The sequence below is a fragment of the Levilactobacillus zymae genome (assembly GCF_032190635.1).
Taxonomy (GTDB): domain Bacteria; phylum Bacillota; class Bacilli; order Lactobacillales; family Lactobacillaceae; genus Levilactobacillus; species Levilactobacillus zymae_A.
In genome coordinates, this window is record NZ_JAVLAS010000001.1 from 1,431,258 (window position 1) to 1,444,477 (window position 13,220).

The 13,220-nt window shown below is 52.3% G+C and carries 10 protein-coding genes; all 10 read left to right on the top strand.

Features of this window, described 5'->3' with window-relative positions; all coding sequences use genetic code 11:
• The first annotated feature begins 59 nt into the window (after window positions 1–59).
• The 10 genes from rseP (at window position 60) to rbfA (ending at window position 13,147) form a co-directional block, all read left to right on the top strand.
• The gene (rseP, locus tag RI501_RS06570) at window positions 60–1,337 is read left to right on the top strand and encodes an RIP metalloprotease RseP (RefSeq protein WP_313821023.1); all 1,278 of its coding nucleotides are present in this window, start codon (window positions 60–62) and stop codon (window positions 1,335–1,337) included.
• Window positions 1,338–1,365: 28 nt separating this feature from the next.
• The gene (locus RI501_RS06575) at window positions 1,366–3,078 is read left to right on the top strand and encodes a proline--tRNA ligase (protein WP_313821025.1); all 1,713 of its coding nucleotides are present in this window, start codon (window positions 1,366–1,368) and stop codon (window positions 3,076–3,078) included.
• A gap of 74 nt (window positions 3,079–3,152) precedes the next feature.
• Window positions 3,153–7,499 carry a PolC-type DNA polymerase III gene (locus RI501_RS06580; RefSeq protein WP_313821027.1) on the top strand — a complete coding sequence of 1,449 codons (4,347 nt, stop codon included), beginning with the start codon at window positions 3,153–3,155 and terminating at the stop codon, window positions 7,497–7,499.
• A gap of 119 nt (window positions 7,500–7,618) precedes the next feature.
• A complete protein-coding gene (locus RI501_RS06585; protein ID WP_313821029.1) occupies window positions 7,619–7,891 on the top strand; it encodes a hypothetical protein in 273 nt (90 codons plus the stop codon).
• A gap of 115 nt (window positions 7,892–8,006) precedes the next feature.
• The gene (gene rimP / locus RI501_RS06590; RefSeq protein ID WP_313821030.1) at window positions 8,007–8,480 is read left to right on the top strand and encodes a ribosome maturation factor RimP; all 474 of its coding nucleotides are present in this window, start codon (window positions 8,007–8,009) and stop codon (window positions 8,478–8,480) included.
• 21 nt (window positions 8,481–8,501) lie between these two features.
• Window positions 8,502–9,737 (top strand): transcription termination factor NusA, encoded by a 1,236-nt coding sequence (gene nusA, locus RI501_RS06595; protein ID WP_313821032.1) that lies wholly within the window; start codon window positions 8,502–8,504, stop codon window positions 9,735–9,737.
• A 26-nt stretch (window positions 9,738–9,763) separates the two neighbouring features.
• The gene (gene rnpM, locus RI501_RS06600; RefSeq protein ID WP_057730730.1) at window positions 9,764–10,060 is read left to right on the top strand and encodes an RNase P modulator RnpM; all 297 of its coding nucleotides are present in this window, start codon (window positions 9,764–9,766) and stop codon (window positions 10,058–10,060) included.
• On the top strand, window positions 10,053–10,358 hold the full coding sequence (locus RI501_RS06605) for a L7Ae/L30e/S12e/Gadd45 family ribosomal protein (protein ID WP_313821035.1): 306 nt from the start codon (window positions 10,053–10,055) through the stop codon (window positions 10,356–10,358). The genes rnpM and RI501_RS06605 overlap by 8 nt, the downstream gene beginning before the upstream one ends.
• Before the next feature lie 44 nt (window positions 10,359–10,402).
• Window positions 10,403–12,769 carry a translation initiation factor IF-2 gene (gene infB / locus RI501_RS06610; protein ID WP_313821037.1) on the top strand — a complete coding sequence of 789 codons (2,367 nt, stop codon included), beginning with the start codon at window positions 10,403–10,405 and terminating at the stop codon, window positions 12,767–12,769.
• A 21-nt stretch (window positions 12,770–12,790) separates the two neighbouring features.
• Window positions 12,791–13,147 carry a 30S ribosome-binding factor RbfA gene (rbfA, locus tag RI501_RS06615; RefSeq protein ID WP_057730736.1) on the top strand — a complete coding sequence of 119 codons (357 nt, stop codon included), beginning with the start codon at window positions 12,791–12,793 and terminating at the stop codon, window positions 13,145–13,147.
• Window positions 13,148–13,220 lie beyond the last annotated feature (73 nt).

Consider the following 13,220-nt stretch of genomic DNA (forward strand, 5'->3'; position numbering starts at 1 on the left):
AGGTTGCACCAGGCGTGTATTATCGACTAAGACAACGAACTGAGGAAGGGACGAAATCTGTGATTAAAACGATTATTACCTTTATCATTGTCTTCGGGATCCTGGTGATCGTGCATGAATTCGGACACTTTTATTTTGCCAAACGGGGTGGAATACTGGTCCGTGAATTCTCCATTGGGATGGGGCCGAAGCTGGTCTATCATCGGGGTAAGGACGGGACAACCTATACCTTACGACTCTTACCCGTGGGCGGGTACGTCCGGATGGCCGGAGCCGAAGATGACGAGGAAGAACTTAAACCCGGGACGCCGGTCAGCCTATTTATCGGGGCCCACGACACGGTGGAACGGATCAATACCAGTAAGAAGTCGACCTTGTTTAACGGTATTCCGCTGGAGGTTACGGCGACGGACCTGGAAAATGAGTTATGGATTGAAGGTTATGAAAACGGTGATGAGTCCGCAGTTAAGCGGTATTCGGTCGATCACGATGCCACGATTATTGAATCGGACGGCACCGAGTTACGGATTGCACCCAAAGACGTTCAATTTCCGTCTGCGTCGTTAGGCCGGCGGTTAATGACTAACTTTGCTGGACCGATGAACAACATTTTTTTGGCCATTGTGACCTTCATGTTGATGTCGATTGCCCAGGGTGGGGTGGCCACGGGAACTAATCAGGTTCAGGTGGCGAGCTCGCCGGTGTCGGTCGCCCAAACGGCCGGGGTGAAAACCAACGATAAGATTGTGGCCGTTAACGGTAAAGCAACCAAGGATTGGACGGCTCTGAGCCAGGCGATTCAGCCCCGCGCGAACAAGCGGACCACGTTAACCATTCAACGTGATGGGAAGCCCCGTCAACTGACGGTGACGCCAAAGGGTGAAAAGTCTAATGGAAAGACGGTCGGGATGATTGGCATTACCCAGGCGAAGGATAAAAACGTCGGGGCCATCCTATTATCCGGGTTTACGCAGACCTGGACCATGACCAAGCTGCTCTTTGGGGCGCTGTGGCACATGGTGGCGGGCCACTTTAGCCTAAACGATTTAGGTGGGCCGGTGGCCATTTTTGCCACGACCTCACAGGCGACGCAGTTCGGGTTGGTCGGGATCTTGAACTTCCTGGCGTTTCTATCCCTGAACCTGGCCATCGTCAATTTATTACCAATTCCAGCCTTAGATGGTGGTAAAATATTATTAAACCTAATTGAAGCCGTTCGCCGCAAACCACTATCGGAAAACGTGGAAGCGGGGATTACCTTGGTCGGGGTGGCCTTCTTGGTCCTCCTGATGTTGTTGGTAACCTGGAACGATATCGAACGCTACTTTATTCGGTAATTACGTTACGAGAAGGGAATATTGGATTATGAAGCAATCAAAACTACTCATTCCAACCTTGAAAGAGGTCCCGAATGATGCAGAAGCTCTCAGTCATCAGATGATGCTGCGAGCCGGTTATATTCGACAGGTCACCGCGGGGATGTACGCTTATCTCCCACTGGCCTTTCGGGTACTAACCAACATTGAAACGATCATTCGCGAGGAAATGGATAAGATCGACGCCGTAGAAACGTTGATGCCGGCGGTCTTACCCGCTTCTTTGTGGAAGGAGTCCGGACGTTACGATACTTATGGCCCCAACTTGTTTAAGTTTAAGAATCGTCACGATAGCGACTTTATCTTGGGTCCCACCCATGAAGAAACTTACACCATGTTGGTGCGTGACGCCGTGAAGTCGTACAAACGATTGCCTCTTGTGATGTATCAGATCCAAGCCAAGTACCGGGATGAGGATCGCCCACGTTACGGCTTGTTGCGGGGGCGCGAGTTTATCATGAAGGATGCCTACTCCTTTACCCTAAACGACGAAGATCTTGATCGGATTTACGGTCAGATGGAAGCCGCTTACGAACGAATTTTTGACCGCATTGGCCTGAATTATCGGGCCATTGTAGGTGATGGGGGCGCGATGGGCGGCAGTGATTCTAAGGAATTTTCCGCCATTGCTCCCGTAGGCGAAGACACCATCGTTTACTCTGATGCTTCCGATTACGCGGCTAACTTGGAAATGGCCAAGAGCCTGTTCATCAGTAAGAAATCGCACGCGCCACTAGAAGACCTCAAGAAGATCGCCACGCCAGGAGTCCACAGCATTGACGAATTGGCCGACTTTTTGAAGGTTAAGCCCAGCGAATTAGTCAAGACCATGTTTTACATGGCTGACAAGGATCAACCCGTCTTAGTGTTGGTTCGTGGTGACCACGAAGTCAATGAAGTGAAGCTAAAGAACTACTTAGATGCCGACTTCTTAGATCCGGCCACGGCCGAAGATGCACAGAAATACCTGGGAGCCAACTTTGGGTCGTTAGGACCGGTAGGCGTTGGGGATGACGTCAAAATTTTGGCCGACCAATATGTGGGTGACATGGTCAACGTGGCCGTGGGGGCCGACGAAGATGGTCACCATTATCTGAACGCCAACGTTGATCGGGATTTCCGGGTTGACGCTTATGCCGACTTACGTAACGTCCAGGCGGGAGATTTGTCGCCGGACGGTGCCGGGGTGTTGAAGTTCACCAAGGGAATTGAAATTGGGCATATCTTTAAACTGGGAACCCGTTATTCCGATGCATTGGGCGCTACGGTGCTCGACGAAAACGGGCGGCAACAACCAGTGGTGATGGGCTGTTACGGTATCGGGGTTAGCCGATTACTATCCGCGGTTGCGGAACAAAATGCCGATGAACACGGGTTGGTTTGGCCCCGGAACATTGCCCCGTACGACATTCACTTGATTCCGGTCAACTTAAAGAAGGCGGATCAAGCGGACCTTACGGCTGAATTAGAACAACAATTAACCGCTGCTGGTTACCGGGTCTTGACCGACGACCGGAAAGAACGGCCGGGTGTGAAGTTTGCGGATTCCGATTTGATCGGGATTCCAGCCCGGATTACGGTCGGCAAGAAGGCCGGCGAAGGCATCGTTGAAATCAAGATTCGTAAGACCGGGGAGACGGTCGAAGTCATTAAGGATGAGGTGGCTAGCACCATCGAAATCCTCTTTAAGGATAACGACTAGTTGCCCCACGAAAAAGACCAGCGATTGGGGCTGGTCTTTTTTCGACGGAAAACAGATTAGGAAGGGGATTCCTCGTGGACGAAGATCGACATAGCTTATTTGAAAAGCTGCTACAACAATTAGATCTCAGCCAACTGGCTGACCAAGAGAACTTTAAGGCGGCCACCCTCGAACGGTTGACCGTGCACGAACAATCGCGACGGTGGCATTTCCAACTGCAGTTTCCAGAAATTTTGCCGTACCAGACGTTTGCCACGCTTCAGCAGCACCTGCAACTGGCCTTTCACGAGATTGCCACGGTGTCGGCTGCAATTCAGACGACTAATCCGGCATTGACCAATCGGCTACTGGGTGATTACTGGTTATGGGTGGTCCAAAATAGTGGGCTGACCAACAATTTAGTGCAGGAACTGCGCCAGTCGCAGGTGCCAGAACTGGATGCCGACCAGCGGGTGCTACTGTATGCCCAAAACGAAGTCATTAAGGACTTCCTACAAAATCAGGCCTTAGGACCACTGGAAGACACCTACCGGCAGGCCGGGTTTCCGAAATTTAACATTCAGGTCATGGTCGACGAATCTAAATCGCAGGCCAAGATCGACGAATTTAAGGCGCAACGAGAAAAAACCGACGCGCAACTCGCACAACAAGCTGCCGCGGCGATCGAAAAGGCCAATCAGAAACGCCAAAGCCAGCAGGCTAACGGCGAGGTCCAACCCGCTAGCGGGCCGACCCAGATTGGGAAGACCATTAAGGGCGATCAACCGATCACCCGAATGGTCGACATCACCCAAGAGGAACGCTCGGTCGTGGTCGAGGGCTACGTTTTCGACAAAGAAATTCGGAAACTCCGGTCGGGGCGGCAACTGCTGACCTTAAAGATCACCGACTACACTTCCTCCATCGTGGTCAAGAAGTTCTCCCGGGGGGCCGAAGACGAGGCCCAGTTTGCCGGCGTGGAAGAAGGCAGTTGGGTCAAGGTCCGTGGGAGTGTTCAAGAAGATAGCTTCATGCGTGATTTGGCTCTGAACGCCTATGACATCAACCAGGTTAAGCACGCCACCCGCCAGGATACGGCCCCGGCCGACCAAAAACGGGTCGAACTCCACCTGCACACCACCATGAGCCAGATGGATGCGACCAATCCGATTGGCGACTTCGTGTCCCAGGCCAAGAAATGGGGGATGCCGGCGTTAGCCATCACGGACCATGCCGACGTCCAGGGTTTTCCCGCGGCCTTTAATGCGGGCGCCAAGGCCGGCGTGAAGATGCTTTACGGAGTCGAGGCTAACCTGGTGGACGACGGTGTGCCGATTGGCTACAACAGTGCGCATGTGCCCCTAGACGGCGCGACCTACGTGGTCTTTGACGTGGAAACCACCGGACTATCGGCCATCTACGATAAGGTGATCGAACTGTCCGCGGTCAAGATGGAACACAAGAACGTGGTCGACCAATTCGATGAATTTATCGATCCCGGCTTTCCGTTGTCCGAACAGACCACGAACCTGACCAGTATCACCGACGATATGGTGGCCGGGTCCAAGAGCGAAGAGGAGGTCTTCAAGGCCTTCCGTGAGTTCTGTGGCGACGCCATCATTGTGGGGCATAACGTCACGTTTGACGTGGGCTTCATGAATACCGGTTATAAGCGCCATGGTATGGACGAGATTGCCAACCCGATTATTGATACCCTGACGCTGGCGCGGTGGCTGTACCCGACGCTGAAGAGCTACCGGTTGAACACGTTAGCCAAGCGCTTCCACGTCAGCCTGGAACACCATCACCGGGCCGTCTACGATGCCGAATCGACCGGTCATTTGAATTATCTGTTCTTAAAGGACGCCGAGGACCGCTACCACGTGCAGTTCCACGACCAATTGAACGACCACATGACCGATAACGACGCCTATAAGCACGCCCGACCGAATCACGCCATCATCCTGGCACAGACCCAAGCCGGGTTAAAGAACATGTTCAAGCTGGTGTCCGAATCCAACGTGAAGTACTTCTACCGGGTACCCCGGGTGCCCCGCAGCGTTTTAGAGGAGTACCGGGAGGGCCTGATCGTGGGTTCCGCCTGTTCGTCGGGGGAAGTCTTCACCGCGATGATGCAAAAGGGGAAGGTCGAAGCCGAGGCCAAGGCCAAGTACTACGACTACCTGGAAGTCCAACCGCCGCAAGCTTACCAACCGCTGCTGGACTCGGGCTTGATCGCTGACGAGGAACACTTACACGAAATCATCAAGAATATTGTGGATTTGGGTCATGACCTGAATAAACCGGTCGTGGCGACCGGGGACGTGCACTATTTGAACCCTAACGACGCCATTTACCGTAAGATCCTGATCCATTCGCAAGGGGGCGCTAACCCGCTAAACCGGCAGGAATTACCGCCCGTCCCGTTCTTGACCACTAACGAGATGCTGGACCAGTTTGCCTTTTTGGGACCGGAAACGGCCCAGGAGATTGTGGTGACCAACACCCACAAGATCGCCGACGAGATCGACGAAGTTCATCCGTTGAAGGACAAGCTCTACACGCCGCGGATGGATGGCGCCGAAGATGAAATTCGTGAACGGACCATGGCCACCGCGCACGCGTGGTATGGCGATCCGTTGCCCGAACTGGTTCAACACCGGGTCGACCGGGAACTGAAATCGATTATCGGTAACGGGTTCTCCGTGATTTACTTGATTGCCCAACGACTGGTAGCCAAGTCCAATAAGGACGGGTACTTGGTTGGGTCCCGGGGGTCCGTCGGGTCCAGTGTGGTGGCCACGCTGACCGGGATCACCGAGGTCAACCCCTTACCGCCGCACTACCGTTGCCCGAACTGTCAGTACTCACATTTTTACACCAAAGGGGAATACAGCTCTGGTTACGATTTACCCGAAAAGAAGTGTCCACAATGTGGCACGTTGATGATCGGCGACGGGCATAACATTCCGTTTGAAACCTTCTTAGGCTTCAAGGGAAACAAGGTGCCCGATATCGATTTGAACTTCTCCGGGGACTATCAACCGATCGCCCATAACTACACCAAGGTATTGTTCGGCGAGAAGAACGTGTACCGGGCGGGGACGATCGGCACCGTGGCCGATAAGACGGCTTACGGGTACGTCAAGGCCTATGAACGCGACACCGAGCAGACCTTCAGGGGCGCCGAGATCGACCGCTTAGCCAAAGGGGCGACCGGGGTTAAACGAACCACCGGCCAACACCCGGCGGGGATCATCGTTGTGCCGGACTATATGGATATCTACGACTTTACGCCGATCCAGTACCCGGCCGACGACCAAAACGCTGCTTGGCAGACCACCCACTTTGATTTCCATTCGATCCACGATAACATTTTGAAAATCGATATCCTGGGTCACGATGATCCGACCATGATTCGGACGCTCCAAGATTTGTCTGGGGTCGACCCGACCACCATTCCAATGGACGATCCGGGGGTCATGAAGTTGTTCTCCGGGACCGAGTCGTTAGGGGTTACACCGGAACAGATTCAGTCCAAGACGGGAACGTTGGGTGTGCCCGAATTCGGGACTCGTTTCGTGCGGGGGATGCTCGAACAGACCCACCCGCAGAACTACTCCCAGTTGCTTCAGATTTCTGGGTTGTCTCACGGGACCGATGTGTGGTTAGGTAACGCCGATGAGTTGATCAAGAACGGAACCGCCACCATCGCCAACGTGATTGGGTGTCGGGATAACATCATGACCGACTTGATCAACTACGGGTTAGATTCCGAAACCTCTTTTCAGATCATGGAACAGGTACGGCACGGCCGGGGAATCAAGGATGAGTGGCAGGATAAGATGCGCGAGACCGACGTGCCCCAGTGGTACATCGACTCTTGTTTAAAGATCAAGTACATGTTCCCGCGGGCCCATGCGGCGGCTTACGTCCTAATGGCCTTGCGGGTGGCGTACTTCAAGGTCTACTTCCCAATTATTTACTACGCCGCTTACTTCTCCGTGCGGGCCGACGATTTCGACGTCGTGGCCATGTCGCAGGGTAAGACGGCGGTCAAGGCCGCCATGAAGGCCATCAATGACCAAGGCATGGATGCTTCGGCTAAGGACAAGAACCTGTTAACGGTTTTGGAACTCGCCAACGAAATGTTGGAACGTGGCTTTGACTTTAAGATGATCGATCTGGAAAAGTCCGATGCGGCCGATTGGATTATCGATGGTAACACTTTAATTGCGCCGTTTCGGGCGGCTCCCGGATTGGGCCTAAACGTGGCAAAGCAAATCGTTGCCGCGCGTAACGACCGACCATTTATCTCTAAGGAAGACTTAGCTAAGCGGGGGAAGGTCTCGAAGACGTTGATTGACTTTATGACCGAAAACGGTGTCTTGACTGGCTTACCCGATGAGAACCAACTGAGTTTGTTCGATGATCTGATGTAACCCCCGATTTGCGGGATTTACCCCGTGGGAAGCGCTTACAAAATGCTAAAAACGTGCTATACTGAGGTTGAGGAAATGAATGACTTAATCACAGACAATCACGAAAGCGGGTGTTCCCCATGTTACGGCAATTCGTTCGATTACCAGACGGTTGGCTCTTCTTTGCGGGATATTGTTTGATTGCACTAGGGTACGTGTTCTGTGGTCTCATCGCCAGTGTTGCTGCAACGCCATTTTTGGCCCTGGTCATTGCGTACTTCTTCGTCGCCTTTATCCTGACCTTAATCAAGGTGTTCGGGCTACGGCGGTTAGAGTTAACGCAGCTGAATTTTCTAATTTTTGAATTTATTACGATTGCAGGGTTTATCATTGTCTTGGCAACTTGCGAGTAAGTTGCAATTACGGCGTAGTTGTAGTAAAGTTAAGAATGTAATTAAACTCGTTTTTAAATGAGTGAGCAGCCATGCTCACTCTTTTTAATGGATAAATATAGGAGGCGGAATATAGTTGAGTACAGTCATCGAGACCGTGACGAGCTTGGTCCAACCGATCGTGGCCCGTCACCAATTCGAACTGGTCGATGTGGAATTCGTAAAGGAAGGTAAGAGCTGGTACCTGCGCGTCTATATTGATAAACCCGGTGGGATTAACATTGAAGAATGTGCGCTGGTGAGTGATGAATTGTCTGAACAGCTAGACGCGTTGGATCCCGATCCGATTCCGCAAGCATACTTCTTAGAAGTGTCTTCACCCGGTGCCGAACGGCCGTTGAAGAAGCCGGAAGATTTTGAACGAGCCGTGGGCCAATACATTCACGTATCACTTTACCAAAAGATTGGCCAAAGTAAGGTGTACGAAGGCACATTGGAGAAGCTAACCGCTGAGCAACTGGATTTAAAGGTAAACCTTAAGGGGCGTTTCAAGACCTTCGAGATTCCGCGATCCGCCATTGCTCAGGCCCGGTTGGCCATTAAGTTCTAAAGTTAAGGAGCGAAAGACAACATGAGTAGAGAATTACTGGGCGCCTTAGACGTCCTCGAAACGGAAAAGGGTATTAAAAAAGAAGTTGTGATTGAGGCCCTCGAAGCTGCTTTGGTTTCGGCCTACAAGCGCAACTACGATCAAGCCCAAAACGTGGAAGTTACCTTTGATCAACGTAAGGGCGACATTCACGTGTTTGCCGTCAAGAAGGTCGTGGACCAGGTGTACGATTCACGGTTGGAAGTTAGCTTGGACGACGCCTTAGCAATTAACAAGGGCTATGAATTGGGCGACGATATCAAGTTTGAGGTGACGCCGAAAAACTTTGGTCGGATTGCGGCCCAAACGGCTAAACAAGTCATTATGCAACGGGTTCGTGAAGCTGAACGAAACATCATTTACGATCAATATAGCCAATACGAAAACGAAATTGTGACCGGGGAAGTGGAACGTCAGGACTCCCGTTTCGTTTACGTAAACTTAGGGAAAGTTGAAGCCGTGATGGGTCGTCAGGATCAGATGCCTAACGAGACTTATCGGATTCACGACCGCATCAAGGTTTACGTGACCCGGGTGGAGAACGCTACCAAGGGGCCGCAGGCCTTCGTGAGTCGGACGGCTTCGGACTTGTTGAAGCGTTTGTTTGAACAAGAAGTTCCTGAAATCTACGACGGGACCGTGGAAATCATGGCCATCGCCCGTGAAGCTGGTGACCGAGCCAAGGTTGCCGTACGGTCGAACAACCCCGATATCGATCCCGTGGGAACCAGTGTGGGTCCGCGGGGCCAACGTGTTCAAACCATCGTTAACGAACTGGGCGGCGAAAACATGGACATCGTCGAATGGACCGACGACGAGGCGAAGTTCATCGCCAACGCGTTGAATCCTGCCGAAGTACTGGACGTCATCTTTGACCCGAACAACGAACGGGCTTGTGAGGTGGTTGTGCCGGATTATCAATTGTCCTTAGCCATCGGGAAACGGGGTCAAAACGCCCGGTTAGCCGCAAAGTTAACGGGCTACAAGATTGATATTAAATCAGAATCCGAAGCATCTGCTATAATGGAAGCGGAACAGGAAGCGGCCGCAACGCCTGACGCCACGCCAACCGATGCGGAGACGCCGGTTAGTGATGAGTCGACTGACACGGTCACCACTGACGCCACTGCGGCTGATGAGTCGGCGGCTTCCGCGGCCCCGGTTGAAGACCAACCGGCCGCCACGGATGACGACAATCACGATCAACCGGCTGAGTAAGCGCGGCTAAAGGAGGTTTTGGAGCCATGAAACAGCGAAAGATCCCGATGCGTAAAGACATCGTTACGGGGGAAATGGCACCCAAGAAACAATTGGTACGCGTGGTGCGTAACCAAGCCCAAGAAGTCAGTCTGGACCCCACGGGCAAGCAGTCCGGTCGGGGCGCCTACATTAGTTTAGACGTGGACGTGGCGAAGCGGGCTAAAAAGGAACGAACTTTCGATCACGTTTTTGGCGTCAAAATCGACGATCAATTTTACGATGATTTGATTGCTTACGTGGATCACCAACAGGCTCGACGGGAACTTTTCGATCATGACTAATTCTCAACGAGCTTTACAGTTATTGGGCCTTGTGCGGCGAGCAGGTAAACTGGTCACCGGCGAAACCTTCGTCTTAGCTGCGGTCCGGGACGGCTCGGCCAAATTGGTCTTACTCGCGAATGACGCGGGGGCTAGTAGTCAAAAGCAGTTCCGCGATAAAACCACCAGCTATCACGTGGCCTTGAATGAAACGTTTACGAAGGATCAGTTGAGCACGGCCATTGGGTCAGCGCGCACGGTCCTTGCCATCACCGATCCGGGATTCGTCCGGAAGTTACAACAATTACTTGCTGACTAATCCGTGACGTTCTCGTGATCGGATTTATTAAGGAGAGTGATGATATGGGGAAAAAGCGCATTTATGAACTTGCCAAAGAAATTAATGTCTCCAGTAAACAACTTATCGCGAAGGCAGAGGAAAAGGGCTTTCCGGTAAAAAACCATATGTCAACGCTCGGCGAGAATGAAGAACGTCAACTGCGGGCTGCTTTTCGGCCTAAGACACAGCAGAAACCGGCTTCTCCGCGGTCAGCCGCTCGGCAAACGGCAGCGCAACCGCGACAACGGACTGCTCAGTCAGCGGGTCATGCGGCACAGTCAGCGCGATCTACGGATCGCCGTCAGTCCCCAGCAGCCTCAACGGCAGCTCATTCTGGACATTCGTCGCAGAGTGGGCGGCCAGCGGGTCAGCAACACAATAAAAATAACGGCCAGACCGGAAAGCAACGTGGGACATCTAACTCCGGTACCGGCAGATTTGGTGGAAGCTTGAATAATAATACAAATAATAATGGTCGCCGTGGCGGTAACAACAGTCGTGGTGGGCGGAACAACCGCAATAACCGCAACAATCGTCGGCGCAACAATAACAACAACCGTTACAAGAAAAATCAACGGATTAAAGATGTGAACCAGCATAAGGGTGCCCCAGAACGGAAGAATAAGGCGTTACCAGATGTGTTATTGTACACGGATGGGATGAACGCCCAAGACCTGGCAAAACTATTGCACCGGTCTTCCGCTGAAATTGTTAAGAAACTCTTCATGCTCGGGGTCATGGTTAACCAAAACCAATCCCTGGATAAGGACACCATCGAAATCTTGGCTTCCGATTACGGCATCGAAGCCAAGGAAAAGGTGCAAGTGGACGTTTCCGATATCGATAAGTTCTTCGATGCTGAAATGGCTAACACGGACCATCAAGTTACGCGGGCGCCCGTTGTGACCATCATGGGCCACGTTGACCACGGGAAGACCACGTTACTGGACCACTTACGGCACTCCCACATTACGGCGGGTGAAGCCGGGGGGATCACGCAGGCCATTGGGGCGTACCAAGTTCACTACAATGACAAGTTGATTACCTTCCTGGATACGCCAGGGCACGCGGCCTTCACCGAAATGCGAGCTCGTGGGGCGGAAATCACCGACATTACCATCTTGGTCGTTGCGGCCGATGATGGGGTGATGCCACAAACCATTGAAGCCATTCACCACGCGAAGGCTGCTGGTACTCCAATCATCGTGGCGGTCAACAAGATTGATAAGCCAGGGGCTAACCCGAACCACGTGATGGAACAGTTGACGGAATACGAATTAATTCCTGAAGACTGGGGTGGCGATACCATCTTCGTGAACATCTCGGCGAAGTTTGGGAAGAACATCGATGAATTACTCGACATGATTCTCTTACAGTCCGAAGTTATGGAATTAAAGGCTAATCCGGATCAAAACGGGGCCGGTTCCGTGATTGAAGCGCGGTTGGATCAAGGAAAAGGGTCCGTGGCTACGTTATTGGTCCAACAAGGAACCTTACACGTCGGTGACCCTATCGTAGTTGGGAACACGTTCGGTCGCGTACGGACCATGACCAACGAACGGGGCCGGGCCATTAAGTCCGCCGTACCATCCACGCCAGTCGAGATCACAGGGTTGAGTGACGTGCCAGAAGCCGGTGACCGTTTCGTGGTCTTTGACGACGAAAAGACGGCCCGGGCTGCGGGTGAAGAACGGGCCAAGGAAGCCTTGGTTAAGGAACGTCAAAATACCAGCCATGTCACGTTGGACAACCTGTTCGATTCCTTAAAGGAGGGCGAAATGAAGGAAGTCGACGTGATCATCAAGGCCGACGTTCAGGGTTCGGTTGAAGCCTTAGTGGGCAGTCTGCAGAAGATTGACGTTTCCGGTGTACGGGTGAACATTATTCACTCCGCCGTTGGGGCCATCAACGAAAGTGATGTGACCTTGGCGGAAGCGTCCAATGCGATCATCATCGGGTTCAACGTGCGGCCAACGCCACAAGCGCGTTCTCAAGCTGATAGTGACAAGGTCGACATTCGCCTGCACAACGTCATCTACAACGCCATCGATGAAATCGAAGCGGCGATGAAGGGGATGTTGGAACCGGTCTACGAAGAACAAGTGATTGGCCAAGTTGAAATTCGGCAAATCTATCACGCTTCCAAAGTCGGGACGATTGCCGGTGGGATGGTCACTGCCGGTAAGATTACGTCCGACAGTGACGTTCGGCTGATCAGAGATGGCGTCGTGATCTATGAAGGTAAGCTGGGAAGCTTAAAGCGCTTCAAGGACGACGTTAAGGAAGTTAAGCAGGGCTTTGAATTAGGATTAACCATTGAAAACTACAACGACATCAAGGTTGACGATGTGATTGAAGCCTATGTCATGAAAGAAGTTCCGGTTAAATAAAGAACGGAGGCACAACGTAAAATGGCACAATATCGAGTTGGTCGCTTGGAACAAGAGATCCAGCGTGAGGTCACGGACATTCTGTTAAAACGGGTCCGCGACCCTCGCGTCGAAGGCGTTACCGTTACGGGTGTGGAAGTTACGGGTGACTTGCAAGAAGCCACCATCTATTACAGCATTTTATCGGATAAGGCCTCGTCCGCTGAGAAGACGGCACAGGGCTTGAAGAAGGCCACGGGACTGATTCGTTCCGAACTAGGGTCACGGTTGAGTATTTACAAGACGCCGGAACTCTTCTTCGAACAGGATAAGTCTGTGCAATACGGTAGCCGGATCGATGAACTGCTAAATGATCTCCACCACCAAGACCACGCGTAAGCCGGGTAGTTGAGAACTTGAGGACGCTGATCAGCACAGATCAGCGTCCTCTTTTTGAAATGGAGGACTGAAA